This is a genomic window from Streptomyces aureus, assembly GCF_000725495.1.
Taxonomy (GTDB): Bacteria; Actinomycetota; Actinomycetes; order Streptomycetales; family Streptomycetaceae; genus Streptomyces; species Streptomyces aureus_B.
In genome coordinates this window covers 227,358-252,136 of record NZ_JNZD01000007.1, presented here as the reverse complement: position 1 = coordinate 252,136, position 24,779 = coordinate 227,358, and the positions used below count along the sequence as shown (strand labels likewise).

General features: G+C 67.7%; 24 protein-coding genes and 1 pseudogene. 11 read left to right on the top strand and 14 right to left on the bottom strand.

Annotated features, from left to right (window positions below; genetic code table 11):
* Positions 1-127: 127 nt before the first annotated feature.
* Together IO36_RS15290 and IO36_RS15285 are read right to left on the bottom strand one after the other, a co-directional pair.
* Positions 128-1,072 (bottom strand): sucrase ferredoxin, encoded by a 945-nt coding sequence (locus tag IO36_RS15290; protein WP_037620227.1) that lies wholly within the window; start codon positions 1,070-1,072, stop codon positions 128-130.
* 163 nt (positions 1,073-1,235) lie between these two features.
* The gene (locus tag IO36_RS15285; RefSeq protein ID WP_037620226.1) at positions 1,236-2,495 is read right to left on the bottom strand and encodes a citrate synthase; all 1,260 of its coding nucleotides are present in this window, start codon (positions 2,493-2,495) and stop codon (positions 1,236-1,238) included.
* A 97-nt stretch (positions 2,496-2,592) separates the two neighbouring features.
* On the opposite strand from IO36_RS15285, the pseudogene IO36_RS45945 reads away from it, so the two are divergent.
* From IO36_RS45945 to IO36_RS15260, 6 genes and pseudogenes are all read left to right on the top strand, one after another.
* Positions 2,593-2,739: pseudogene (locus IO36_RS45945) on the top strand (citrate synthase/methylcitrate synthase); the annotation flags it as partial.
* A gap of 694 nt (positions 2,740-3,433) precedes the next feature.
* Positions 3,434-4,669: a hypothetical protein gene (locus IO36_RS43780; protein ID WP_245173297.1), complete on the top strand. Its 1,236-nt coding sequence runs from the start codon at positions 3,434-3,436 to the stop codon at positions 4,667-4,669.
* A complete protein-coding gene (locus tag IO36_RS15275; RefSeq protein WP_107065715.1) occupies positions 4,666-5,238 on the top strand; it encodes a helix-turn-helix domain-containing protein in 573 nt (190 codons plus the stop codon). The genes IO36_RS43780 and IO36_RS15275 overlap by 4 nt, the downstream gene beginning before the upstream one ends.
* Before the next feature lie 181 nt (positions 5,239-5,419).
* Positions 5,420-6,136 carry a ParA family protein gene (locus tag IO36_RS15270; protein WP_037620222.1) on the top strand — a complete coding sequence of 239 codons (717 nt, stop codon included), beginning with the start codon at positions 5,420-5,422 and terminating at the stop codon, positions 6,134-6,136.
* On the top strand, positions 6,133-7,005 hold the full coding sequence (locus IO36_RS46860; RefSeq protein WP_158997385.1) for a hypothetical protein: 873 nt from the start codon (positions 6,133-6,135) through the stop codon (positions 7,003-7,005). The genes IO36_RS15270 and IO36_RS46860 overlap by 4 nt, the downstream gene beginning before the upstream one ends.
* A 122-nt stretch (positions 7,006-7,127) precedes the next feature.
* Positions 7,128-7,439, top strand: coding sequence for a hypothetical protein (locus IO36_RS15260; protein WP_037620221.1), 312 nt, complete (start codon positions 7,128-7,130; stop codon positions 7,437-7,439).
* Positions 7,440-8,129: 690 nt separating this feature from the next.
* On the opposite strand, the gene IO36_RS49340 is transcribed toward IO36_RS15260, so the two are convergent.
* The 9 genes from IO36_RS49340 to IO36_RS15215 form a co-directional block, all read right to left on the bottom strand.
* Complete coding sequence (locus IO36_RS49340) at positions 8,130-8,777, bottom strand: HAD family hydrolase (RefSeq protein WP_037620219.1); 648 nt, start codon at positions 8,775-8,777, stop codon at positions 8,130-8,132.
* An 88-nt stretch (positions 8,778-8,865) separates the two neighbouring features.
* Positions 8,866-10,146, bottom strand: a complete 1,281-nt coding sequence (locus IO36_RS15250; RefSeq protein WP_063764865.1) for a hypothetical protein — start codon at positions 10,144-10,146, stop codon at positions 8,866-8,868.
* Between the two features lie 44 nt (positions 10,147-10,190).
* On the bottom strand, positions 10,191-11,468 hold the full coding sequence (locus tag IO36_RS15245) for an ATP-grasp domain-containing protein (RefSeq protein ID WP_063764864.1): 1,278 nt from the start codon (positions 11,466-11,468) through the stop codon (positions 10,191-10,193).
* Positions 11,469-11,937: 469 nt separating this feature from the next.
* Complete coding sequence (egtD, locus tag IO36_RS15240; protein WP_037620218.1) at positions 11,938-12,924, bottom strand: L-histidine N(alpha)-methyltransferase; 987 nt, start codon at positions 12,922-12,924, stop codon at positions 11,938-11,940.
* Positions 12,921-14,186 carry an MFS transporter gene (locus IO36_RS15235; protein WP_051900522.1) on the bottom strand — a complete coding sequence of 422 codons (1,266 nt, stop codon included), beginning with the start codon at positions 14,184-14,186 and terminating at the stop codon, positions 12,921-12,923. Before IO36_RS15235 ends, egtD begins: the two co-directional genes overlap by 4 nt.
* Entirely contained in the window at positions 14,183-14,596 is a 414-nt protein-coding gene (locus IO36_RS15230) for a hypothetical protein (RefSeq protein ID WP_037620216.1), read from the bottom strand. The genes IO36_RS15235 and IO36_RS15230 overlap by 4 nt, the downstream gene beginning before the upstream one ends.
* Positions 14,593-15,609, bottom strand: coding sequence for a DUF8094 domain-containing protein (locus tag IO36_RS15225; protein ID WP_037620214.1), 1,017 nt, complete (start codon positions 15,607-15,609; stop codon positions 14,593-14,595). Before IO36_RS15225 ends, IO36_RS15230 begins: the two co-directional genes overlap by 4 nt.
* A 160-nt stretch (positions 15,610-15,769) precedes the next feature.
* On the bottom strand, positions 15,770-16,963 hold the full coding sequence (locus tag IO36_RS15220; protein WP_051900520.1) for an MFS transporter: 1,194 nt from the start codon (positions 16,961-16,963) through the stop codon (positions 15,770-15,772).
* A gap of 732 nt (positions 16,964-17,695) precedes the next feature.
* The gene (locus tag IO36_RS15215) at positions 17,696-18,055 is read right to left on the bottom strand and encodes a hypothetical protein (protein ID WP_037620213.1); all 360 of its coding nucleotides are present in this window, start codon (positions 18,053-18,055) and stop codon (positions 17,696-17,698) included.
* A gap of 561 nt (positions 18,056-18,616) precedes the next feature.
* Between IO36_RS15215 and IO36_RS43115 the strand changes: the two genes are divergently transcribed.
* Positions 18,617-19,375: a hypothetical protein gene (locus tag IO36_RS43115; protein WP_051900517.1), complete on the top strand. Its 759-nt coding sequence runs from the start codon at positions 18,617-18,619 to the stop codon at positions 19,373-19,375.
* A 48-nt stretch (positions 19,376-19,423) separates the two neighbouring features.
* Here IO36_RS43115 and IO36_RS15205 read toward each other — a convergent pair whose 3' ends face one another.
* Positions 19,424-19,615 (bottom strand): hypothetical protein, encoded by a 192-nt coding sequence (locus IO36_RS15205; RefSeq protein WP_158997379.1) that lies wholly within the window; start codon positions 19,613-19,615, stop codon positions 19,424-19,426.
* A gap of 683 nt (positions 19,616-20,298) precedes the next feature.
* Between IO36_RS15205 and IO36_RS15200 the strand changes: the two genes are divergently transcribed.
* From IO36_RS15200 to IO36_RS46850, 4 genes are all read left to right on the top strand, one after another.
* The gene (locus IO36_RS15200; protein WP_037620209.1) at positions 20,299-21,243 is read left to right on the top strand and encodes a quinone oxidoreductase family protein; all 945 of its coding nucleotides are present in this window, start codon (positions 20,299-20,301) and stop codon (positions 21,241-21,243) included.
* Between the two features lie 148 nt (positions 21,244-21,391).
* Entirely contained in the window at positions 21,392-22,231 is an 840-nt protein-coding gene (locus IO36_RS15195; RefSeq protein WP_051900513.1) for an IclR family transcriptional regulator, read from the top strand.
* A 105-nt stretch (positions 22,232-22,336) separates the two neighbouring features.
* On the top strand, positions 22,337-22,693 hold the full coding sequence (locus IO36_RS46855; protein ID WP_158997377.1) for a hypothetical protein: 357 nt from the start codon (positions 22,337-22,339) through the stop codon (positions 22,691-22,693).
* 21 nt (positions 22,694-22,714) lie between these two features.
* Positions 22,715-23,251, top strand: a complete 537-nt coding sequence (locus IO36_RS46850) for a hypothetical protein (RefSeq protein WP_158997375.1) — start codon at positions 22,715-22,717, stop codon at positions 23,249-23,251.
* 105 nt (positions 23,252-23,356) lie between these two features.
* Here IO36_RS46850 and IO36_RS46845 read toward each other — a convergent pair whose 3' ends face one another.
* Complete coding sequence (locus IO36_RS46845; RefSeq protein ID WP_158997373.1) at positions 23,357-23,752, bottom strand: hypothetical protein; 396 nt, start codon at positions 23,750-23,752, stop codon at positions 23,357-23,359.
* 161 nt (positions 23,753-23,913) lie between these two features.
* A complete protein-coding gene (locus IO36_RS49170) occupies positions 23,914-24,135 on the bottom strand; it encodes a hypothetical protein (RefSeq protein WP_342455119.1) in 222 nt (73 codons plus the stop codon).
* Positions 24,136-24,779: the final 644 nt, after the last annotated feature.

Here is a 24,779-nt window from a genome sequence, read left to right as displayed (position 1 = left end):
GGACCTGGACCTGGACCTGGACCTGGACCTGGACCCGGACCTGGAAGTGGACCCGGACCTGGTCCTGGTCGGGTGAGGTCGGACCCGGGCGCCGGCTCGAACCGGAGCGGGCTCGGTCCCAGTGCCGTCAGCAGGCCACCGGGATGCCTGTATGTTCCAGCTGCCGGACCGCCACCACGTCCATCCGCGCGGGTGAACCGAGGGCCGAACCGCAGCTCTCCGGGCGGGGCGGCAGAGAGGCTCCCCGGGCGACGACGACCCGCCACACGCGTCCGTCGACGTGCGCGACGGTCACCTCCCAGCGAGGCGCGGTGCCGTCCGTGCGGACCACCGTCAGGACACCGGCGGCATGTTCTCCCGAAGCCGTGCGCACGGCCAGCTCGGCGGCCTGCCCGGGGCGTTCCCAGGCGGAGTTCCCGCGGCACCCCTCGGTGACGACCCGGCCTTCCCGGACGCCCTGGAGGATCTCCATGACGGCGTGGGTCTCGGTGCGGCCGTACGCGTAGCCGTAGGGCAGGACCAGGACGGTGGGCGAGAAGCGATGACCACCCAGATGGGTGACCTCCCAGGTACCCCTGACGCCGGAGGCGGCCAGTTCGGCGGCCAGGGGGCGGCCGAGCAGGGCGCAGCAGCGGTCGCGTTTGCCGTTGGTGCAGACGAGGGCCAAGGGGTCGCCGGTATGGGGCCGTCCTTGGAGGACGTCGTCGAAGGACCGCGGATCACCCGCGCCGAGCGCGGCGAAGTCGAGGTCGAGGAGCCGCTCGGGATCACGGGTCATGGCACTGTGCAGCCACACGCCTCCCGGGGTGGTGTGGCCCACGTACACATGGCGTTCGGCGAGAGGACCGCAGTCGGCGTGGCGGCCGGGACGCCGGATGAGCGCGACGCGCACTCCTGTCCCCTCCGCGGCCGCTTCGAGGGCACGGCCGAGCGCGGGGTCCAGGTGGCTCGAAGTGAGCGCCTTGGCACCCCAGGGTCCGGGCTGCTCGATGAGCAGCCATGTCCTCGCAGTGGCCGCGGTCCCGGAAAGGGGCTCGTCGAGCTGCCGTGACGCGGTCGTGCACGTACTCACAGAGGTGAGCCTAACCTGACTCGGCTCCGGGCGACTTCCCGCCGTCCCGTGGGGGCGCGTCAGGGGTGGTCCAGGAGCGTAGGCGGGCGCGCCGGGGCGCGGGTGGGGAGGAAGCACTGCTTGGGAGCGCACAGGTCTATTTCCCGCGCCCGGCGTGCGCCGTCTAGTGGGGGAGTGGCCGGGGCGGTCGCTCCCCCACGTAGTGGCCGCTCGGCCGCATCCGCAGGGGGCGCTCCGCGTACTCCTCCAGGGTGTGGGCGATCCAGCCGGCCGTCCGGGCGACGGCGAAGATCGTCTCTCCCGCCGAGGCCGGCATGCCGGAGGAGGCCGTGAGGACGGCCAGGGCCAGATCGACGTTGGCGTGCAGCGGCGCGTGCCGGGCCGTGGTGGTGACCACGTCACGGGCGGCCGCCAGCGCGGGTGCCGCGCCGGGCACGTCCTCCAGGAGGGCGAACAGGGCACGCGCGCGGGGATCCTCGCCCGGGTAGAGCCGGTGGCCGAGCCCGGGAACACGGCGGCCGGCGCGCAGTTCGTCTGCGACGACCGGGGCGGCGGTGCCCTGGTCGAGTACGTCCAGCAGCAGGCGGTGCGCGAGTCCGCTGGCGGCCCCGTGCAGGGGCCCTTCGAGGACACCGAGGCCCGCAGAGACGGCCGCGTAGGCGTGTGCGCGGGCCGACGCCGCGACCCGGACCGCCAGAGTCGAGGCCGCCAGGTCGTGGTCGACGAGCAGCCCGAGCGCCGTGTCCAGGACGCGCAGTGACGCGTCGTCGGGTGTGCGTCCGCTGAGCCGGGCCCACAGCCGGTGCGCCAGCGGACCCTCGTCGCGGTGGTCGAGGCGCACGGTCGGGAGCGCGGCGACGAGGGTGGGGATGAGGGTGCGCCCCGTGCCGAGCACGGCGCTCTCGGAGAGGTCGAAGCGCAGAGGGTCGGCGGCCGCAGCGGCGATCGTCGCGACCCGCAGCCGGTCGGTCGGGCCGCTGTGCTCGGGCAGCGCGTCGACACTGCGCCGGGCGGCGGCCACGGACGCCTCCGGGGCGGTGAACGTGACACCGGGGCGCAGTTCCCCGGTCCACAGCCATTCGGCGATCTCCTCGAAGGAGTACCGCGCGGCCAGTTCCGTCGCGTCGACGCCGCGGAAGTAGTACCGGTCCTTGTCGATCAGCGTGATGCGGGTGCGCACGGAGAGTTCGCCGCTCCCGGTCGAACCGCCGCCGCCTTCGCGCCTGTTGCGTCGGGCGAGTGCCTCCACCTCCTTCGGGTCGAAGGTGCTCCCACGCCCGCCCGGCTCCCGTCTGCTGCCGAGCTGGCCGCGGCTCACGTACGCGTACACGGTCTCCGGCTTCACGCCGAGCAGTTCGGCGGTCTCCTTGGTGCTGAGCCGTCGACCCCCGTGTGCCGGCGTCTCCGTTTCTCGATCCCTCATGAGCGCCACCGTATCCATGGATCGACGTATTGATTCAATCAATATTGACAGCAACTCAGTCAAGCATGGACAGTCGAATCAAGTCCAGGGAGGAAACATGCCGATCAACCAAGCCGCGTCCATCTCCGTCGACCGTCCTGCCGGTGCGTCCGCCGACGTGCCGAGGGGGCTCGCGGGCGTCGTCGTCACCGAGACCGAACTGGGGGACGTCAGGGGGCTGGAGGGCTTCTACCACTACCGCCAGTAAATCTGCCGCACCCTTTCTGACCTGGGCTTATGAGGGTGGAAGCGGCTGTGACCTGCTAGGACGGGTTGCAGAGGCGATCGGAGGCAGTCAGAGGAAAACGCTCTGATTCGACCCCGGTTCGACCCGGGTCGCCCAGAGGCAGTCAGAGGCGATCCCTCTGAACTGGCCTTAAAGCGGCCTGAGTTGTCCGACTGGGTCAGGAGTGGTGACCTCTCGACGGATCTCTTGTCGAGCCTTGGTCGAGTTGCGATGGGGACGCCTGCCTCTGTGGGAGCCAGGCATACGAAAGCCCCCAGGACTGCAATCCTGGAGGCTTCGCTGGCACCGATTGGAGGTCGGTTCCGGACACCACCCGTGGTTTTAGCGGGCCTTGGTGGCGTCCATGTCTTTGCGAGACGACTCCAGAATGCCATACGCCATACCCTCTCCGCACTACTCGCAGCAGGCTTCACCCCAACCAGAGGCAGTCACAGGCGCCCAAACCTCGCGGCAGGGGCTCGCTCAGCTCCCACGGATCGCGGCCGATCTGGTCCTTCTCGGAGACCTCACTGGCCGGTATGCGGCGGGCAGCTACAGCAAGCTCGATCGTCAAGGACGGGTCGTCCGACGCGAAGACCGGCAGGGCTTGGCCGAGCACGGACATCGCGTTACCGCGGCTATCGCATGCCACGTTGCCCGTGCGCGGGGCACAGTGAACCAGTTGACAGACCTGCTCATGCACCCCGATCACGAGGGCGGCAGGCACACACAAAGCATCGCGTTGCGTTCCGGACAAGCGCGCGCCCTCGCCTACATCCATCGTGTGTGGGAGAGCGCCAACGCAACAGTCAGCAGCACGAAGGAAGTTGAGTCTCGACAGGACGTCTACGAAGACCTCGCTGCCCTTCGCGACCGTATCGAGCTCACCCCATGGCGTGGAGAGCGCGGACGCACAGCTCTGCGGGTGCTGCGCGCTCATCTCAACTTCGCAGAGGTAGCTGGCGGCCGTCTGCACGCCGCCAGCGAGCGTCAAGCCGCAGAGGAAGCAGGGATCTCTCGACAGACCCTGCGCCACGCGTACGACACCGTCCTGAAGCCCGGTGGGTGGCTGCGCCGGCTGAGGATCGGGCGCGGCAAGGAGGGTTCCTCCTGGTACCTCGGAAACGGCCCTGGGGGCATGGCGGGGAGCCGGTTTTCTCGTTCACAGACCACTCAGTTCCCCCCCGACCCGGCACTTGAGGAGTGGTCCACCTCCGAGACCGCCCCCTCGGCCGATATTGATTCGACTGTCATCAGCCATCTGATGGCCCACGATGCCTTCGCTCCCCGCGCGCTGGGGAGCTCCGCCCTCATGATCATCGGGGCCCTGTATTCACGCCCAGCACAGACGGTCGGTGATCTCGTCATTACCTCGTCCGTGTCTCGCGCCACCGTCTACCGCACTTTGCGCCGCCTCGCGAAGCACGCCCTGGTTCGACACATCGGCGAGACCTGGACCCTGGCTCCTGACGCCTTGGAAGGCTTCGGCAACAGGCTTCTGCAGGCTGTTACCGACCGAGAGGACGTGCCCTCCCAAGGTTGGGACGCGGTCGCCCATCAATACGGAGCCGCAGGCATTGCTGCACGTCGAAGGGCGCTTCACGCCGCCGAACGAGCCGTGTATCGGCAAGCGCTGGACCGACGGGCGGAGCACCGCACCAGTGCTGTCGTCATCGCACGTGACGGTCGCCAGGTCGTAGTCCCGGCGCTTCATGCCGCCGAGGTCCCGCCAGCGTGGCGCGCCCCAGAAGGTTGCGTCCTCGATCCGGCCACTGGCCGTGTCGCTCCCGACTGGCGGATCGCCACCGACGGGCGGCTGATCCTCATCACCCCTGCCGACCAGCGCAGTTACGACGAGCTGGCCGCCGCCCATGCCGAAGCCCTCAGCGAATGGGAGTCCGCAGCATGAACCCACGTCCCGCGAGCACGCTTACCGAGAGCGATTCGCCAACCCCGGAAGTCCTGCGCACGCAGTACGAGTCCGGTGCAACAGTCGATGAACTCGTGGCTGCCAGCGGCCTGTCGTACGGCACGGTTCTCAACCGACTGCACGAGGCCGGAACCGAGATGCGCACGTCGTGGCAGACCCGCCGCATGCGCAGCGACCCGCAAGCGCGCAGGAGGCTCGCAGCTCATCTCCGTGTTCTGTACGAGGAGCGCGGCGCGACGCTCGGCGAACTCGCGGCGGTCGCCGGAGCGACTAGGCGCGGTGCCCGGCGCCTGCTGGTCGAGGCCGGCGGTGCACCACGCACGTCACAGCAAACGCAACGGATCCGCTCGGAAGCGCGGGCCACCGAGCGTCAGAAGCTCGCGTTGTCCCTGCGCGCACGGTACGAGGCCGGTGCCACCGTGCCGGACCTCGCCGAGGAGTGCAGCTACTCCGTTGGCACCGTCTATCGGCTTCTGCACCAAGCAGGCACCCGGATGCGGCCCAAGCACAACCATGGCCCGGCCCGTACCCCGAGGAAGCGGTCATGAGTGCCCGTGCAGGTGTCCCCGTCTGCGCCCGGCAGATCAAGGGGCCGATGGCGTGCCATCCGGGATCCAGCACTGCAGCACGGGCCCCTCCTTCGTCCGCGCTCAGCCGCCTCCGACGTCGGCCTTCTCGCCGACGCACGCATTCCAACGCACCTTTCCCGATTCAGGAGATCAAGCACACGTGAGTGAGAACACCCGTACCAAGACCCTGGCCGCGGCCACAGAGAGCGCCTGGGACGCCTTCGTCATCGTCGTCGGCATGCTCAAGGGCGGCACCGGCAAGACCACCTCCGCCTGGTTCATCGCCCTCTACTACGCCGTCGTCCTCAACCTGCCGACACTGCTGCTGGACGCAGACGCGACCAGCCAGTCCGCCTACGACTGGTTCAAGGTCGCCCAGGCCGAAGGCTTCGAGATCCCCGCCAACCTGGTCGTCGAGCGGTACCCGTTCGACGACATCGCCGAGTACATCCGGGCCAAGCGTGCCGAGTTCGGTGCGATCGTGGTCGACGCCGGCGGCGGCAGCGCCCGCATCTTCCACGAGGCTGTTACCGAGGCGAACCTGCTGCTCGTGCCGGTCGCCCCTACCAAGATCGAGCGCCGGAAGCTCGTGGCCACCTTTGACGAGGCCGAGCGTGCCGCCGCCCGCAACGAGCAGGGTGTCACCGCCCACGTCGTGATGGTCAAGGCGGACGACCGCACCAGCCTGCCCCGCACCGCGAAGGACAAGCTGCTGGAGCCCGCCAGGGGCGAGGGCATCGGCCCGGATCGCGACGAACCGTTCCCGCTCGCCGAGACCACCATCCACTCCTGGGTGCACTACATGGAGGCCTTCGGCGAGATCCCGACCGAACTGAGCGAGTACGCCAACCTGATGAAGGAGCTGACCGAGGCATGAGCGAGAAGAACGAGAGGCCGAGGCCTCCGGCCCGCCGCACCAGCGGTCGTGCCCTGGGCGGGGCCAAGAAGACGACCCAGGCGCCCCCTCCGCCGGCAGCCGAGCTCACGCCTGAGCAGTTCGTCGCCGAACGGGCCGCTGCCCGGGGCGAAGGCCGTCCTGCTGCCGATGAGTCCGCAGCCCAGCACCGTTCCACGGCTCCTGTGGAGACGTCGGCGCAGGACGACCCGACTGGGACGGTCCGCGAGGTGCCGCAGCCTGATGTCCTGCCGACCGGCGACGTCGCATCGAGTGGCCCTGTCCAGGCCCCGGCTGCCCAGCCGGATCGTCCGGCCGCAGTAGCGCCCGAGGTACAGCCGGTTCCTTCTGGGCATTCGGCGCAGGGGCCGGAGCAGTTCGTGGCCCGCGCTGCCGAGCCCGCGGCACCCACGGTTGAGTCCACGCAACTGACTGAGCAAGTTCCACAGGCCGCTCTGTACCAGGACACCTTCACGGCCTCTGGGGTGTCCCCGACCGCCGAGGTTGCCGTGCGCCCAGCCGTTTCTCCGGTCCCAGGCAGTACGGCCTTCCCGGTGAGGAGCGATGCTCCGGGATCTCACCAGGAGCAGAACACACGATCGGAGACAGCACCCAGCGAGGGAACCCCGTGGGCTCAGGGACCCGGCCGGCCCAAGGACATTCCCGAGACGGCCGTCATTCTCAACCAGCGCATCATCACGCGCGAGAGCCTCGACTCATCGGTCCCCGCCGCGCTGAAGCTGAAGAAGCGGCTCAAGCGCTTCGCGCTGGACAACGAACTCGATCACCTGCCGATCGGCGACATCGTCGCGGTCGCGCTGGACGAATGGCTCACCACCCGCGGCTTCTAACGCGCACGTCCCCTGGGTGGCCGCGAGCACTCAACTCGTTCGCGGCCACCCGTCCTCCCGACTATTCCACTAGTCCACTAGGCGGCTAGCTAGTCGCCTAGTGGACCTGCCCGGAGCGCCCCATGCCCGATCTCTCGCACCACGCCCGCCAACTGCGCGCCGTAGCTGACGCGCTCGAAACGCAATCCGACCAGACCGACGACCTCTTGGTCCCGCATCCCGACACCCTGGAGATCATCAACGGCCGTCATACCAGTCGCGGGCAAATCAACTACGCCGTCCCAGACGACCTCCAACTTCAACGGCGTATCCGCCGCTTCCACGCGGATCACGGCACCCAGCACGGCGACATCGTCGCGCTAGCCCTCGACGCCTACCTGCGTGCCAGGGGCTACCCGCCCCACCTCAAGCCGCCCAAGGCGGATGGCTCGTGAGCCGAGTTGACGACCAACTCCTGCTGGATGGCATCGTTTCTCAAGGCCACTCCGCGGGATTGGGCGCCGAGCAACTCTCGCTCCTTGGGGAGCCGACACTGATTCGGCTCCCCGCGGAGCTCTGGCGTGTCTGGCTCAACGACGAGGTTGTCGTCGCGCGGTTCGAAGCCAAGCGTTACGTCAGGTCAGCGGAGCAGTGTTGGCCATGGCTGAATGCGGTCAGCTCGACTGGGCACGGTTCTTTCCGTGCGGCGAGCCTTCCTGGACCGTCTCGGCGCGGGACCGTGCCAGCTCATCTTTTCGCCTACCAGCTGGCCAATGGAGCCATAGACAGACCTGGGTGGACCGCTGCCCAGGACCCTGTCGTGTGTCACACCTGCGATTTCCATGGCTGTACCAATCCGGCTCATCTTCGGCTCGGGACAGCAGCAGAGAACCGCGCGGAGTGGTCACTGCGACGGGGAAATCCCCACGGCCCTCTCGCGGATACGCGTGGAGCTGCTGGACGCACACGAGCCATCGCTCAGGCGATTCGTGCCGGACTCGAAGCGGGAGAGCCGCCCGAAAGGGTCGAGCAACTGATCCTGGCGGCTGAGGAAGAAGGCCTCCCGCTCACCCTCTGGTGAAGGAGATCAGGGTGTCCTCCACGGTTACGCCGTGGAGGACACCCTGATCTCCTTCACCAGAGGGTCAAGCTGTGTGGGCATACTCCACGGCCAGCGCCGCCGCCTCTGCAAGGGTTTCAGCGACGGGTACACCACTGCTGCGGAGAATGTCGGGGTGCGTCAGGCCACCGGCGTACGGCACGGGGTGAATCTGATTCGCGAGCGCAGCGCGGACGTCATCAACGGTATCGCCAATGAGCACGATCGGCCGGGCTCCAGTGGTCTGGCGCAGCGTTGAAAGGTGCCTAGCCAGGGGCTGCTTCTTGCTCCTGACGGAAGGGCCCGTGCGTCCGTCGACCCGTAGAAACAGGGAACCGATGCCAAGATCCGAGATGTGACGAGTCAGCCCGTTGTGGGCGGTCAGCGACAGCACGGAGTGGCTGCACCCGCTTCGGACCAGCCGGGTGAGGAGGTCCTCGGTTCCGGGGAGGAGGTCGGCCGGCGGTCGCCGGGAGTGGTACGTCTCGAACGCCACGCTCGCTCGTGTCCGCTCTCGATCGGTGAGCGCTCGACCGAGTATTCCGGCGCACATGGCAGGGGCCGATGTGGCGAAGTGATGTCGGACAGCGTCGGAATCGACTGGCTGCGCACCCAAGGAAGCCAGGGCTGCATTCACCGCTCCGACCTGGCGCTCGACGTCGTCAGCGAGCGTGCCTCTCCATCCCCACACCATGTGTGGCCGGTTCAAGATCCGTGGCACGGACGTGGCTTCCTCTCTTGATCAGGTGAAGAGTACGACTCCGTTTCTGGAGAACGGATAATCACATGTGCCGGATCTTGTGAAGATCCGCCATCAGGACCCGGATACGCTGGTAGTCCCTCTCGATCGCCCCGGGCATCTCATCGGCAAGGACGATCTCGCAGGCTTTCCCGCCGGGCAGGAGCGGCGCAGTCCTGGCGATGAACGAGCTCGGGTTCGTGTCAATGCACACTGCGGTGGGCAGCACGGCAAGGGCCTGCAGCACGGCTGATTCAGGTGCGCCTCCGCGCGGTGCGTTCACATATATCCGGGCCACACGGCAGCGGGGGATGTCGCTGCTGTGTCGGGAGGCACAGCAAGCCCCGTCCAACGCTGCGTCGATCGGGTCGTGACCGGCGATCTCCCATATCGCCTCGTCGGCACGCGATCGGTTGGTGACCACTCCGGCGGACAGCATGATCGGACCGTGCTCGGGCTCGAACGCCACATGGCATGACAGCGCCCCCGATGTCACGCCCAGGGTGTCCAGAGCACGGCACACATACAGGGACAGTCGGCGGGCGAGGAGATCGTGGCGGTGCAGTAGGTCGATTCGGTCGAGCAGCCCCGTCGGAGCGTGCGCGTGTGCCCAGATGCCGGTAACAGCGTGCTGAGGGCCGTCGGGTCCGAGCCGCGTGACGCTGTCGACCACGTACTGTCGCCCCGCCACCCGTTCCCGCAGGACGAGGGCCGCGTTCCCGCTTTGGTGGAAGGCAGCCCCCTGGATCTGCGGCCAGACAGCTGCTATCGACTGCTTCGTAGGGCACTCGGTGGGTCCCGCGGTCACGCCGATCGCGGCGGAGGCCAGCCGGTAGGCGGACGCCGGATGGCAGTCGGCCCATGCAAGTGCCTCGACGAAGCTGGTCGTACGCAGAGTGCGGGGCACGGCGATCCCTGCCCGTGACAGCGCTTCCGTCTGAACACCTCGATCCGTTCGGAGGTGCACCGACCCCGGCATGCCGCTGCCGGGCAGGCGCAGTTGCCAGGCGATCCGTTCGGCCAGCTCCACGCCTGCCGGGCTTGCGGCCACCACGGCTTCGACTCCGAGCGTGCGCAGCTTCTTGATGGTGCGACGCAGATCTCCGGCGTACTCAATGACGGCGGTGTATGTCTCATCCGGTGTTGTGTCCTTGTAAGCCGGAGGCCTTGTTCCGAGACCGAGAGTGACCGCAACGGCGTCTCGTCCTCGGCGGGCCAGCGCGTCGGCGTGGCCGGAACCGGGTTGCGGGGCGATGACAGCGACAGCCGTTGTCCCCGCCGTATGCGGGGCTGTGGCCAGAGCAGTGGCATGGGCGGTGGTCATCGGGCAGCTTCCAGGGACGTTCCGTGCGTGGGTGAAGGTGGGGCTCACCGTGTGCAGCTCGTGGTGTGGGCGGGGCGGGAGATTCGCACCGTGAGGTGATCGGCGACCAGGTCGAGGCGTTTCGCGCAGTCGGCGGCGGTGGGGCCGGTGACGACCCAGTGGGCGATGCGGTCGTCGATGCTGGTTCGCGGTGGCGCGGCCACTTGGGTGCCGAGGTCGCGTGTCCAGACGAGTCGTTCCAGCCACAGTTGGTCGTGTACGGGCCCGTGGGAATCGAGCCGTTGGATGTGGCCGGTGTGTTCGGGATAGAGGAAGCGGATCGCGGCGGCTTCCGAGCGGGTCGGGGCCAGGTCGGCCTTCTCGCCGGCTGCGAGAGAGGCCAGCGCCTGGGACAGGTTCACGCCGGTTGCGCGATCGACGAGGAGGGGGATGAGGTCTCCCGCGGGTCGGCCGTTGATCTCGATCACCCGGGGGCCGTTGCTGGTCAGCCGCAGCTCGACGTGCACGACGCCCCGGGTGACTCCGAGAGCTTTTACTGCCGCGGTCACGACATCGGCGAGGAGAGGGTCGGTCAGCAGCGGGTCCTGCGCGTCGACGCTGTGTTCGATCTCCTGGAATTGCGGTTCGGGGCCGAGCGTCTTGCGGGTGACGGCCACGATCTGGACGTGCTGCGGGCCGAGGATCACGGTCTCTGCACTGATCTCTGGGCCTTGGAGGTACTCCTCGACCAGGACGCCGGGCACGGACCAGTCCTCCAGCCCCAGGACGCTGTCCACCAGAGCTCGGTGGAAGGCCTCGCGGACGTCCTCGTCGCCGTCGGCCCGCAGGACGCCCGCGCTTCCTGCCCGGCCTCGGGGCTTGACGACGACCGGATAGCCCAATCCACGGGCGATCTCCACCGCCCGATCGGCATCCTGCGCGAGGTGGGAGCGCGCCGAGGGAACGCGGTGCTCGGCCAGGAGGCGCCTCGTGGTGGCCTTGTCCCGGCAAGCAGCAGCCGCTGTCGGGGAGTTGCCCGGCAAGCCGAGCTGGTAGGTCAGCCTGGCCGCGAGTTCGACGTAGTGCTCCATGTACGTGGTCACGCCGCCCACGTCGAGCCGGTTGGCAGTACTCCGTACGAAGTCCGCTGCGGTCTCGGGGTCACGCAGGTCAACAGCCATCTCGGCGGCCAGGTAGGGGCGGGCCCACTTCGGTGGGGCTTTATCGACGAGCACGACAGGCCGGACGCGGGCGATCTGGCGCAGGACGTATTCGCGATATTCGGGCGCCCCGGCACCCAACAGCAAAATCGGGCTGGATCCAGGGGAAGTGTGGCTGCTCATACTGCGTCTCCAGTGTCCTGAGAAGGTTCAGGCCGGCTGTGTTCGAGATGGCCAAGGCGATCGTGAAACCGTGTTTGCGGAGCCGTTCGTACACGGCGAAGTCGAGGGATTCTGAGAGGGCGTAGGCCGCTGCGGACGAGGTCGCGACGGTCTCGTTGGCTGTCCAGGACGACAGGACCGCTCCGCCTGCCATGGCCATCGCTGCGGGGGGTGCGCCCGGCCAGTTCCCTCCTGACGTCGCGCATGACCAGCGTCAGGCCCACGACATACACCCCGGCCGTGGCCAGGACTCCGGGTGCTACGGGTGCAGCCGGGTAGCGGGTGGTCAGCCAGTCCGCGGTCGGGATGGTCGCCAGATATCCCGACGTCGCAAGGACGGCGGCGGCGAGATGTCGGCCGCTGTAGCCGGTCACGCTGCCGCTCCGCGAGAAGCCTGGTGGGTAGGTGTCGAGTGGTTCATGGCGGACCGTCAGCGCTCTGAGGCCGGCCGTGGTGCGACAATCGGTTGGGCGAGCGCGAGGCCGTAGAGCGGTCCGGCAGTCCACCAGCGCGTCAACTCCAGCCCACACAAAGCGAGTTCACGACGTAGTACCGGTTCGCGGAACTTGGCCGACACCTCGGTGCGCAGCTCCTCACCCGCCGCGAAGTCGACCGCCAGGGCGAGCGCGGGGATCTTGACGGTCTGGTTCGTACGCGACCTCAGCCGCATCTCGATCCACTCGTTTTCGGCGTCCCACCGGACCACGTGTTCGAAGGAGCCGAGATCGAAGTCGGCGCCCAGTTCCCGGTTGACCACGCTGAGCACGTTCTTGTTGAACGCCGCTGTCACGCCGGCCGCGTCGTTGTAGGCGGCGATGAGGGAACGCTCGTCCTTGACCAGGTCGGTGCCGAGCAGGAGGGCGTCGCCGGGCGAGAGCAAGGAGCGTATGGAGGACAGCAACGTGGCGCGCTCGCGGGGCAGAAGGTTGCCGATCGTGCTTCCCAGGAACGCGAGGAGCCGGGGTCCGGGCGTGCCCGGCAGGGCTAGGCCGGTGGTGAAGTCGGCGATCAGGGCATGGACGTTCAGGCCTGGCCGGTGCTCGACCAGGGCGTTTCCCGCCTGGGTGAGGGCGCTTTCGCTGACGTCTACCGGCACGTATGTGTCCAGGTCCGGCATGGCGTCCAGCAGGTGCCGGGTCTTCTCGGAGGAGCCGGAGCCCAGTTCGATCAGGGTGCGCGCGCCGGTCATGGCGGCGATGTCGGCGGAGCTGGCGATCAGCAGTTCGCGCTCGGCGCGCGCGGGGTAGTACTCGGGCAGTTCGGTGATCTTCTCGAACAGGTCGCTGCCGTGGGCGTCGTAGAACCACTTGGGCGGGAGCATTTTCGGGGTGCGCGTGAGGCCGCGAAGGACATCGGCGCGCAGGGCGGCATCGGTGGTCTCCTCGGGCAGGGTGCGGGTGATCAGGAACGGGCTCACTGATGGGGCTCCTTTTCCGCTTCGAGTTCAGGAGTGGGAGGTAGGGCGTGTGAGTACGTCGTGGTGAGGCGCCGTCGGGCCGTGGCGAGGGTGAGGGCTGCGGCAGCTGCTCCGGCCGGGAGGAGGAGCTGGCTGTGGGTGAGGCCCGCGGCTGCGGTGCCGATCGCGCACCCGATGTCCAGGAAGGCGACCAGCAGGGCGTGGGCCTCCGTGGTGTGCCCGGATGGTGCGAGGGCGCTGGTCATGACGAAGGCCGCGCCGAGGAGGGGGGCCATGGCCAGCCCGGGGAGCGCTGCCGAGGACAGCACGGTCGCGGGGTTTCCTGCGATGGTCAGGGGGATCCAGCCGGCGGCGAACACGGCGGACAGGACGATCAAGTGGTCGGCGGTGCTGCCCGGCCAGGATCGGGCCCCGTAGGCGAGGCCGCCCAGGACGGCGCCGCACGACAGAGCCGCAGGCAGACCTCCGGACAGTCCGGGGGCATCAAACCGCTCGGCCGCCTCCACGGCCACGGGGGTGAGAGCCCCGATGGTGACTCCGGCACACGCCATCCCCGCGTACAGCACCCGAAGGCGCACCGAGCGGATCGGGCCGAGCCAATCGGGCCGCGCGGGCTGGGAGTTGGCGTGGTGAGCACAGGAGACCGGGGTGCTCACGAACAGGGCGGTGCCGAGCGCACCGACGGCCGCGGTCGCCACGAGCGCCCAGGACGCGGACATGGCCGTGACGATCGTGGCCACCAGCAGCGGGCCGACGATGTAGATCAGCTCCTGAGTCCCGGAGTCCAGGGCCAGCGCCACCCGCTGATGGGCGGGCGACGGCATCACCCCCTTCGCGCCCCACAGCGTTCTGAGCGCTGAATCCAGCGGGGGCCGTGTTGCTCCCGCGACCGTCACAGCGGCAACCGCCCACCCCACCTCGCCTGGCCCGGCGGCCAGGGCGAGGAAGGCCGTACTGCTCATGGCGGCACCGACGGGGAACACATGCCTTGGCCCGTGGCGGTCAACCAGGCGGGCGCTGAGTGGGCCGCCGATGGCGTTGGCCACCAGGTACACCGCGGCGAGCAGGCCGGCCGACGATCCCTCCTCGGCACCGTGATCGGTGCCGAGGAGGATCGCCAGCGGGGCCATCCCGGTGGGCAGTCGCCCGATGAGCGCCCCGGACAGCAGCTGTGCCGCGTGAGGCACACGCAGCACATCGCGGTACCGAACTCCGGGGAGCGGCCTGCTGGCGGACGCCCGCTTGTCGTCGAGCAGGGTCATGGCCGACGTGCCGGGAGGTATCCCGCGGTCCCGACGGTGGGCGCGACGCGTGCGGTGGCCGCGGGGTGGAAGTCCGGCTCCCATCCGGGAGCGTTCCGCCAAGCACTGTGGGCCAGGCACCGCAGAGCCCAGCCCATGGCATCAGCCTCCCCCGTGGAGGGCCCCTGAGGACTGGCCGCAGCGAGTTGGCACTTGTGATGCCACTGCGTGGAGAGATCGAGCACTCCCGCCGCGAGCTTTCTCTCGGCCAGGCAGCCGGTCGCCTCCACGACGGCGAGTCGCTGGGCAAGGAAGTGTGCGAAACGCTCGTCGCGCTCGCGCGCCCACCCCTCGTCGTGGAGTGTGGCGGTGAGCCGCAGGCTCGTCTGGGGGCTCTCGCTGGCCGGGCTCGTCTGGTGCGGCGCGCTCATCGCGAGTCCACCAGCTGGTACTCGACGCCGAGCACCTTCGGTTCACCGGCGGGTGTGAACTGGGCGAGGGCCTGTCCCTGGAACTCGTCGAGGATCGCCACGCGCGGGGTCTTGTTGAAGACGCCCTGCTGCGAACCTGGGGAGAGCTTGACGTTGCCGCTGTAGATGAAGCCGTCCTTGAGCTGCTCCATCCGGTTGTGCGCGGTGGGGAACACCGCGATCGCGCCGCCGTTTCGGAGGCGGAGGGCGTAGATCTTCGAGTTGGTGGCCTGGGTGGCTTCCCAGTGCAGCGTGGCGTACTTGGCGTTCTTGTAGGTGGTGCGTTCGCGGTAGGTGGAGACGGCGGTGCGGGTGGCTGCGGTGCTGGCGAGTTTGGTGCCGGCGTGCTTCCCGCCGGTCTCGTACAGGTCCTCGAAAGCGGTCGATGTCTGATCGGGGGCGAGGGTGCCCACGCGGGTGGAGGGCGCGACGGCGGTGGCCAGACCGTGATTGCTGGTGTCGACGGCGGGGATCGAGTTCTTCTGGTCGGCGTAGACCGCGGCGACCATCTTGAAGTGCTGGCCGTCGGTCTTGTCGAAGACGAGGAGTGCTTCGGACTTCGACCCGCTGGCCGTGGCCTGGACCGCGAACCAGCTCTGGCCTTCGGGGATGTAGTAGGAGCGGTCGCGGTAGGTGAAGGGCTTCTCGTAGTACGCCTGGTCCTTCTTCGACCACGTCGTGAAGAGGCGGTAGTCGGCCGTGGACTGCTCGTAGAGCTGTCCACCTTCCACAGTGCCGAGCAGGTCGCGGTCCTGGATCTTGTTGGCCCTTGAGTTGATCGCCTCGTAGCGGTCGACGATCTTGGAGGCCTGGGTACTCGTCACCACCCCGGTGGGTGTCGGGCTCGCGGTCGCTGTGGGGGGACCTGGCTTGTCGGGGTTCGTACCGCATGCGGTGAGGGCGACGGCCATGGTCGCACCGGCGGCGAACAGGGTCAGGTGGTGCAGGCTCCGGGATCGGGGCGTGTGGGGCATCGTGCCGTGTACTCCTTCTCCAGTGGTGGAATGTGACGGTCCGCGGGTCTCTGGCCCGGCTTCCCGGCCGCCTGATGAGCGGGCGGCGAATCCACTGGAGGACCTCGGGAGTTGACGAGATTCGGTCCACGGGCGCTGCGGCTTGCTGCGGCGGGGCTCGTCATGCGGACGTCCCGGGTGTGCGTGAGGGGCGGTGCAGGAGCGCGGCCAATGGCAGGCAGAGCGAAGCGCCGAGGAGTCCGGACAGGAGGGTCGTCAGGGCGACGACGTGGTGGCCGCCATGCGCGAGCGCCCATCCGCCCAGGGCAGGGGCGCACAGAACCGCGGCCGCGAGGGTCGTGCCCCAGATGCCCGCGTACATGCCGCGGCTCGATGCCGGGGCGATCCGGTTGAGGATGTTCGTGGCAGCGACGAACGCAACGATCTCGCCCGGTACGGCGAGGGCTGCGGCGGCGCTGTATCCGGCCGTCGAAGAGGCGAGGCCTGCTGAGCCCATCCCGGCGCCGAGGATGATTCCGCTCAGGCCGAGCAGTCCCACCATCGGGGTGGGACGCTGTGCTCGGCGTGCGAGCCAGGGATTGAGTAGGGGCGACAGCCCGATCACGGCGGCGGCGCTGGCGACCTGTGTCCACCCGTAGGCCGCGGGCGGCAGACCGTCCTGGGCCATCATCATCGGGAGCACGGAGAACAGAGCGGCGACCGGGATCAGGGTCAGCAGGCTCGCCAGCCACAGAAGCCACAGCAGGGGGTCGGTGAAGGCCTCCCGGCTTCCGCTGTGCTCGGGCGTCTGTGCTGGGGCGGAGGGCGGGATGACCCGCAGTGCGACGACGGCGAAACCAGCGCACACCAGAGCGTTGCACCAGAACAGCACGGGGATGCCGATCGGCCCGGCGAGGGCTCCGCCGACGAGTCCGGTGGTGGCCGCGCCGAGATTGACGGCGAAGTGCCGCCAGCCGGTGACGCGGGCACGACCTGGTTCGTCCGGGATCGTGTCGGCGACAGCGGCGGTCACGATCGGCCGTGGTGCGTCGTAGACGAGACCGGCGACCGCAGCAGCGACGCCAAGGGTGATCGGGGTTCGCGCCGCGGCGAGGAGCGGGAAGCTGGCTGCTGCCACCACCATCGCGCTCACCAGGGTGGCCCTGCGGCCGATCCGGTCGGCCAGCCAGCCGCACAGCAACTGGCCCGTGAACCACCCGGCACCCCACAGCGCCAGGACGCCACTGGACGTTGCGGTGTCCAGGTGGAGTTCGTCCAGGCGGTAGGGCAGGTACGGGTAGACAAACCCCGCTGCGCGCACGGCGAACGTCCCGATGAGCAGGACCCAGATGAGCGGCGGCCACCGCTTCGACACCGAAGGCGAAGATGGGGGTGATGCGGTCTGTGTCTCAGACGGTGAGGCTGTTGCGGGCACAGGAACTCCAGGTGACCGGAGGGCTGGGGCGCTGCTCGGCACCGGGGCAGTCATCGCTCGTGGTCGCCAGCGGAGCTCGCGCCTGGCTGAACTCCTCGCCCTGCGACGGCCGTTGGGGTTGAGCTGGAGAGTGATGGCTCAACGCGGTGCTCGGCTTCGGTCTTGTCGCGCGCGGTCCTCTGACGGGCACGCGTCCCGCCAGCCGTCTCCGGGCGAGCGCAGCGGGTGGACGCCGCAGAGCCGAGCGCCGCATATCCCGCCGTCCCGGTCGCTGTCCCCCCTTGTTCTCGGCTGTCGGGTCTCTGTAGGTAGGCATCCAGGGGTGCACGGAAGAGCTGGGGCTGCTGCCGCCGAAGCCGCGCGATGGCCTTCAAGCGAGCGGTGCGCCGGTGTCGAAGGGTGTCCACGAAGGTCTCCGTACGAAGAGGAAGCGAAGCGTCTCGGCAGCAGGTCACCCGGCGTGGAGCGCCGGCCAGCGGTGAGGGGCGGACGGTGTGCGCTGTGCACCGCAGGGCCGAGGCCTGCCGTGCCGGTTCGAGCCGGACGGCGGAGGGGCGCCACCGCAGGCCTGCGGTGGCGCCCCTCGGGGAGCCGAGGACCGGACGGGGGGTAGGTCCTCGGCTGGTCTGTGCGGGCCGGCGGCTCGGCGCTACTCGGGCGCGGCGGGTGCGCCTACGGGCGCTTGGGGTAGGCCGGTGGCGGAGACACCTCGTACGGGTTGACGCAGTAGTAGATCGCGTAACCGGTCACGCGCTTGCCGTCCGAGCGGCGCGTCACGGTTCCGCGCGAATACCAGCGCTTCTCCTTGACCTTGTAGGCGAACTGGTTCACCCGGACCTTGTCGCCCTTGTAGCCGATGCCGACGACCTTGCTGCTCTGGCTCGGGCTCTTGTGGAACTTCACGGCGCTGCACGACACCTTCATGGTCGCGGTGTCATAGGCCTGCGCTGCCGGAGCGGCGGCCAGCGCCCCGCCGGCCAGCATGAGGCCGAGTGCTCCTGCCGCGATCCTGCGGCGCTTCAGGACGATCATGGCGGACCCCTCACTGCTGCTCGGACGGCATCCGTGAATGCGGAACCCCCGGGTGCACGCCCCGCCCCACTGGCACTGCTCAGCGGGCACGCGGGCACGCCCCAGCACCCACATTCATAAACACCTGTAGATGACAGGCGTTGACCATAACCCTCGAACGACGGTAGGTCGAGCCCTTTCCGTAAACACGCGTAGATGACCTTGGGGAGGGCGAAGTCTCGCCCATCGCGAATCCGGAGCCGAGGCGCCGCAGCGCCAGGCCTGCACGGCGCCCGACCCTGAGTGGGTGGCGGCCCGTCCATTAGCCCGGTATGTGCTAGATTCACCTAAACACCTGTAGAGATAACGCCAAGGTTCGCCTGCGGCTTCTCACCGTGTGGGAGGCTCACAGGAAGCGGATCGACTCCAGTGGACTAGTCCTGTATGCAGCGTCGGAGCTGCATGGCGAGACCACTTGACGCGACCTGGCCGCGAAGTGATATTCACGTGCGTAGATGGCGACAGGGGTCGCACATCTCCGCAGAATGATCAAGCCACACAGGAGAGGGGGAAGGGCCGACGATGCCGGGAACCGGCGGTGACGGCGCCATTGACCCGCCGCGCACGCTCGCGCAGAAACTGTCGATGCTCCGCGAAGCACGTGCGCCTGAAGGCGGGAAGCCGCCGTCCTGGGAGGCGCTGGCGAGGGAGATCAGCGAGACGACCGGTACCCCGATCTCAGGGGCATACCTCTGGGAGCTGGGAACCGGCAGGCGAGACGACACTGTGACACGGCGTCACCTCAAGGCCCTCGCCGCGTTCTTCAAACGGCGCGTCTCCTATTTCGCCGAGGACGAAGCGGCGTTCGAGGACGACGCACAAGCGCAGATGGCCCTCCTAGAGCAGCTGCGCCGTCTAGACGTTCGCCAGATCAGGCTCCAGAACATGGAAGGGGACGTCGGCCCCGACGCGGTCACCGACCTCCTCGGGCGGCTGCAGACGATCGACATTCTGCGCGACCCAGATGTCCGCGCCATCGCCCTGCAGATCACCAGCCTGACGCCCGCCCAGCGGGAAGCGCTCAGCAGCCTGGCCGGCGAGCCGTCACTGCTCGACGTCCTCCCGCGTGCGCTTGGCCTCCTTGAAGCCGCCGCCGGGGTCACGGATGAGCAGATCGCTTCAACCACCCGCGCCCTCGGCCAGGTCGACATCCTCCAGTTGCTCCAGGACGAGGGGGCCGTCGAGGTGGCCCGCCAGTGCAGTCAATTGCTGCCCTCCAGCAGGCAGGCAGTCCTGTCAATGATCGGACAGCTCGAACGCCTGGAAAGCGGCAAGGCGTAAGAGTCGGGCCGTCCACTGAAGCGGACGGCCCTGTACTCCCTCGACGAACTAGGCGGCGTCGCCGCCACTGCGGTACGGGCCCAACTGGAGGTATTCCGCGATCAGTTCACGCGGAAGGAGGGGCATCAGCCGGCTGGCCGCATCGAGCGTCATCTCGTCCGCTTCTCCCACGGAGGCGGCCTCCGGCGCCTGCCATCGGTGTGCCCCCTCCGTACCCGTGGAGACGGGATGGAAGAGCATGGTTCCGTCCCCGGCAAAGAGCCACACCCCGCTAGGGGCATCGGGTTCGCTCTCCTCGCCGCGGTGAACGAGGCCGTCTCCTTTTTGCCCCTCGCGACTGACCTCACCGTTTACGGATGGGTCCGCGAATTCGTGGGAGTCCGAGGGTTCCGTGTTTTGCGGATCCTCGTCCAGGACTCCGTTCCAGTTTTCCCGCCGGCTCCCGCCCGGCACTGTCATCACTATCGCCCCCGCGGTCTGTCCTTCGCTTTCCGTGCATTGCGTGACTGCGGCTCGTTCCCCGATAAGTACACGCGTCTCTTCTCCCTGCCAACGAGGGCGGTACGCGCTAGGCTCCGAGGCCCAACTGCCCGTCTCGGCGCATGACCCCAGGCACGACAGCGTCCAGCTACCCGGCGCGCGACGTCCTGGTCGATGCGGACGATCGCCCTCCCTGCGTCCTGATTCCTACCCTCGGAAATATGCCTACGTCAACGAGGAAACACAGAGAGTCGTATACGCGATTGCGTTTCTCACGTGATGAGAAACTGACCCGCTGAACACATCTCATGCGGTGAGAATGTGGTTTCATTTCTCACCACATGAGAAACGGAAGGTGTTTGCAGGCACTCCGCGAAAGCGTCACCTTCGTGCCATAACCTGGCGGCAAGGACTTACGCAGATCCACAAACACAGGGAGAAGTGTGCGCGCCATCAGGATGGAGCAGTTCGGCGGCCCGGAGGTACTGCAGCTGGTCGAGGTCCCCGACCTTGAGCCGCGAGGTGCCCATCATCTCTTGCAGGTTCATCGCTCCGGGGTGAACTTCGCGGACATGCACGTGCGGGGCGACGACTATCTCGCCCCGGTAACGCTGCCCTACATCCCCGGCAACGAGGTCGTCGGCCACACCGCGGAGGGCAAGCGCTTCGTCGGGCTCACCCGGGGCGGCGGATACGCCGAGCAGGCCCACGTCCACCGCCGCACCTCGTGGGAAGTGCCCGAGGGGGTGAGCGATGAACAGGCCGTGGCGCTGTGCCTCCAGGGCAACTCGGCCTACCACCTGCTGCACACCGTCGCCGGTGTCCAAGAAGGCCAGAGCGTGGTGATTCCGGCTGCCGCCGGCGGCTTGGGCTCCATAGCCGTCCAGCTGGCCAAGGCTATCGGTGCGAAGGTGATCGCCCTGGCGAGCACGAAGGACAAGCGCCAACTCGCGGAAGACCTCGGCGCGTTCGCCGTTGTCGACTCCACGAGCGAGAACCTCGCCGAGGAGATCAAGGAAGCAGCGGGCGGCCCGGTCCAGGTGGCCCTGGAGATGACCGGGGGGTCCACCTTCCACTCCACCGTGGCCGCTCTCGCCGACCGCGGCCGACTTGCCGTGTACGGATACGCATCAGGTGAGCTGACCGAAGTATCGACCAAGGTGCTGATGGAGCGGTCGATCACCGTGTCCGGGTTCTGGCTGCCGTCGCTGTACAGCGACCGAAACGCCCTGCCCACCAGCATGAACGCACTGTTCGAGGCCGTGCGCGCCGGCTCGCTGCGGCCTGTCCTCGGGCAGGTCTATCCGCTGAGCGAGGCGTCCGCCGCCCACGCCGCGCTGGCCGCCCGCGCCCACACCGGGAAGCTCTGCCTGGATACCGCCAGGTAATAGAAACCTTAAAATTTCCCTTAGATTATCCCTCCCCCGGAACAAGGGTGAGATGCAGGACGTCGTTCAACTAGTCGTCAATGTGGGGGATTTGGTGGGCTGCCTTCCGGCCGGGAGCGCGGCCCACCCGACGGGAGGTAGCGGTTGCATGACCGGCAACGAAATCTCGAACACATCAGAGACGGGTTCGCGCCTCGTCGACCGATTCATCCGCGTTCAGAAGGCCTTCGGTCAGCTTGGAGGCGAAGTGCACGGCACGGGTGAGATAGCCAGGGCAGCTAAATTGGACGACTCGACTGTCTCCCGGATTCTGCAATCCGGCGTCTACGGCGGCTTCTTCGAGCGCATCAGCCACGGCAAGTACCGACTCGGTGTCGGCGCGGTGCACCTGGGCATGCACGCACTCGCCCACGCGCCCGCGAAGGACGACAGCACACACGCGATCCTGGAGGAGCTGCGCGAAGCCACCAACGGAGGCCTGGTCTTCCAGTACATGATGGCACCGTTCGGCGGCGCCCAGCGTCAGTGCATCGACATGGCCGTGGGCGACTCGGACCTGGTGGAACTCGGCATGACCGCCCTCGACATCCTGTCCATCACGCGCTCGCTCCGCACCGGAGCCAGCGGCCGGACCATCCTGGCCTACCTCCCCGACACCCTCCAGGAGCTCGTCCTGGACGAACCCATTCCGGCCGAAGCGGGCCCGGGCGTCTACCGCGACGACAAGGAACTCCTCACCTCACTCGAAGAGGTCCGCGACCGCGGCTATGCCCTCGGATACGAAGAGTGCATGCCCCTGTGGAATTCCTGCGCGGCACCCATCGTGTGGGGCGAGGCGATCATGGGCGCTGTCCTCCTGCTCAAGCCCGCCACCATCATGCCCGAGGCGCCGGAGTCGGTGATCGAGGCCACCACAGCAGCCGCTTCCAAGCTCAGCGCCAAGCTGAGCCACCTGTCGGAACCCATGGCCATGATGCTCGGCTCGTAACCGACACCCAGGACAGAACTAGGGAGAAACGCGCGCGAACGCCGGGCGGGCTGACGGCAGAAATCGCAGCGCCAGCCGATGGGTTTGGTGTCTAGGGTGAATCACATGAGCGAACATCAGGCAGTTCACTCCGTCGCCCGAGTGGCCGCCACCCTCCGCACGGTGCTGGCCAGCTTCCGTGAGGGCGGGGCACGAGCCCTCCCGCTGCTGGTCGGCGAGCAGGAGGGAGGCGAGCCTGAGGCAGCCATCCTGCCGTACGACCTTTTCGTGCTCCTTCTCCAGGCCGTGGAACGTGCTGACGACGTCGCCATCGGCGATCTCGCAGGGCAGCGGATCGCCGAGGCGCCTGCTCCTGGGCAGGGGCTGGACACAGCGGCTCTGGCCCGCCTGGTCGCCGACGCGAACCCCGGGCAGGCCGACGAGATCCTCCGGGCCGGCGGTGCGTCGGCGCAAGAGGATTAACGACAGCAGGACGGAGAACTCGTGGCGGCGTCCGACCCCTTCCGCGGGGACCATCTGCCGCAGGTCGGCGCTGACATCCTGAAGCTGAACCCTCAGCTGCAGAAACTGGCCATCATCCGCATCGCACAACTGGCCAGCGGGGAAGCCGAAGGCATCCGCCTGGAACGGATGTCCGACTCCTGGCCGGCGGAGCTTAGAGACTGCTGGAAGCTCTACTTCGACGAGCAGGAGTACGACGAAGGGCAGCGGCTCAACCGTCAGGCCCCGCGCTATCGCATCGTGTATCGATTCCTCGATCCCGTGCCAGACCCCGCCGATCGCGATCGGCGGCCACGACTCCAGGTCCTGGCGGTCGGCCCGCGCTACCAGGCCGAAGCGTACGAGCGAGCAGTCTCCCGGCTCGCTCGACCGGAGGTTGCCAGCGAGCGCTCGGTCCAGCCGACACGTCGCGCTCCCCAGCAGCGCGGGCAGCGCGCTGCTGATCGGGGCAGGCGTGCGCAGGAAGAGCGAAGGCAGCAACACCGACAAGGATCCCCTCACCCACGGCGCGGGCCGTAGCGCACAGCCGGTGTCCGCGCCACCGGATGTACAGGGGATTTGACCGTGGCTGCGTGAACGGCCTGCTCGACGAGGTATGGGCAGATGAAGCATCGGTCGTAGCCATCACGGAAGCGCGCGGGCACCGACCAGCTCTTCGACAAGGTCGCCCAACGGGATCCAGGAGCCGTAGACGCGGTCACCGAGTTCGAGCGCAGTCCAGGCCCGAACTCGTGGTGGAGTCAGTTGCGTCCGCTCAGCCAGAATCCGAAGGCAGTGCCCGATGGAAGGCGTTGCCGCGAAAGAGGTCCTCTGCTGGAGTCCCTTGAGCCGGAACGGTGCCTGTTTGATGTCACCTGCCCCCACATTGAGCTGCGTTGGAAAGAAGTATGACGGGTCGGGTTCGCCGCAGTCGAAATCGATGCCAGTGGCGACGACAGTCAAGTGGCTGTCGCGACGGTTGATCACCCGGACACCGAGATAGGTTTCGCCGTCACCCCGTGCGACTGAAAGATCGCGCATGCCTGGCAGCAGGACAGCCCGAGGAGGGAGATACTCGACGCCAAGCCTTCCGACGAGCTCGATAAAGAGACCCTCAGCTTTATGTGCGCGAAGCACATCTCGGAGCGCGCACCGGAGGGGGTGAATCGGAATTCTATGCAGCTATTCCGTCAAGTGGGTTGCTAGAAATAGAAACAGACCGTAGCTGTATGTTCATGGCTCCCGGCGATGTCGTCGATACGAGCCGGTGATTTCCCGGGGTTCGGCTTGACGGGCCTCATGTTGTCGTTGGCGTCCCTGTAGACCTCCATCACGGACGCGTTCCAACGGAGCGCCGGGTTACCTCTGTGACGTATCTGCCCCTCGCGCAAGAGCCGTTCAAGTTCCTTACGGTCGGGCGACATTCCCAATCAGTTCCGGGCGGCCGGGTACCGAGCGCGGGGGGGGGCTTGCGGGGCATGGGAAACCACCTCCAGCGCGCGCATGGGGGACATTCGGGAGCATACTGATTGCATGGCGTCCAGTGGCCGATGGTTTAGCGAAGGTGCACTGATATTCCGCAGAATGGATTTGGCGGGACTTTTTGGTGCAACGCAACTTCCGGAGGATGGAGAGTATTACCCATGTCCGAGCTGCAAGACGGCATATTCGCGAGATGAAATTGCAGAACTAACCCGTGAAGACGTCCCGCCTAAGAGCCAGGGCGGAAAGGTCATGCTTCTAACCTGTGCCAGTTGCAACCACGCTGCTGGAAAGTACTTTGACGCCCATGCCGCTAGAAGATCAGTCATCCACAACCTTGCCATGGGTAGAGATCCCAGACGGGAAGTCAGGGCAGAATTCGATGCGGGTGGCGCTGTCATTCGGGGCTACGTTTCCCATGGCCCTCAGGGGGTGATCATGAGAGGTGTGCCCGACCAAAATTCTAATGAGCAAGTCGCAGCACACGTAAGGGAATTGGATCAGATGTGGGACGGTGGGTCCGATCCGGTCTTCACCGTCAAGGCCACAGAGAAATTCGTTGCATGGCGCGCAGCGGTTTCATGGG

Excerpts from the sequence above, each read along its gene's own strand:
- IO36_RS15285 (WP_037620226.1), bottom strand. The coding sequence starts at position 2,495 with ATGAGGGATCGAGAAACGGAGACGCCGGCACACGGGGGTCGACGGCTC.
- IO36_RS15275 (WP_107065715.1), top strand. The coding sequence starts at position 4,666 with ATGAACCCACGTCCCGCGAGCACGCTTACCGAGAGCGATTCGCCAACC.
- IO36_RS46860 (WP_158997385.1), top strand. The coding sequence starts at position 6,133 with ATGAGCGAGAAGAACGAGAGGCCGAGGCCTCCGGCCCGCCGCACCAGC.
- IO36_RS15260 (WP_037620221.1), top strand. The coding sequence starts at position 7,128 with ATGCCCGATCTCTCGCACCACGCCCGCCAACTGCGCGCCGTAGCTGAC.
- IO36_RS49340 (WP_037620219.1), bottom strand. The coding sequence starts at position 8,777 with ATGGTGTGGGGATGGAGAGGCACGCTCGCTGACGACGTCGAGCGCCAG.
- IO36_RS15250 (WP_063764865.1), bottom strand. The coding sequence starts at position 10,146 with ATGACCACCGCCCATGCCACTGCTCTGGCCACAGCCCCGCATACGGCG.
- IO36_RS15245 (WP_063764864.1), bottom strand. The coding sequence starts at position 11,468 with ATGAGCAGCCACACTTCCCCTGGATCCAGCCCGATTTTGCTGTTGGGT.
- IO36_RS15235 (WP_051900522.1), bottom strand. The coding sequence starts at position 14,186 with ATGACCCTGCTCGACGACAAGCGGGCGTCCGCCAGCAGGCCGCTCCCC.
- IO36_RS15230 (WP_037620216.1), bottom strand. The coding sequence starts at position 14,596 with ATGAGCGCGCCGCACCAGACGAGCCCGGCCAGCGAGAGCCCCCAGACG.
- IO36_RS15225 (WP_037620214.1), bottom strand. The coding sequence starts at position 15,609 with ATGCCCCACACGCCCCGATCCCGGAGCCTGCACCACCTGACCCTGTTC.
- IO36_RS15215 (WP_037620213.1), bottom strand. The coding sequence starts at position 18,055 with ATGATCGTCCTGAAGCGCCGCAGGATCGCGGCAGGAGCACTCGGCCTC.
- IO36_RS43115 (WP_051900517.1), top strand. The coding sequence starts at position 18,617 with ATGCCGGGAACCGGCGGTGACGGCGCCATTGACCCGCCGCGCACGCTC.
- IO36_RS15205 (WP_158997379.1), bottom strand. The coding sequence starts at position 19,615 with ATGCTCTTCCATCCCGTCTCCACGGGTACGGAGGGGGCACACCGATGG.
- IO36_RS15195 (WP_051900513.1), top strand. The coding sequence starts at position 21,392 with ATGACCGGCAACGAAATCTCGAACACATCAGAGACGGGTTCGCGCCTC.
- IO36_RS46855 (WP_158997377.1), top strand. The coding sequence starts at position 22,337 with ATGAGCGAACATCAGGCAGTTCACTCCGTCGCCCGAGTGGCCGCCACC.
- IO36_RS46845 (WP_158997373.1), bottom strand. The coding sequence starts at position 23,752 with ATGCGCGATCTTTCAGTCGCACGGGGTGACGGCGAAACCTATCTCGGT.
- IO36_RS49170 (WP_342455119.1), bottom strand. The coding sequence starts at position 24,135 with ATGTCGCCCGACCGTAAGGAACTTGAACGGCTCTTGCGCGAGGGGCAG.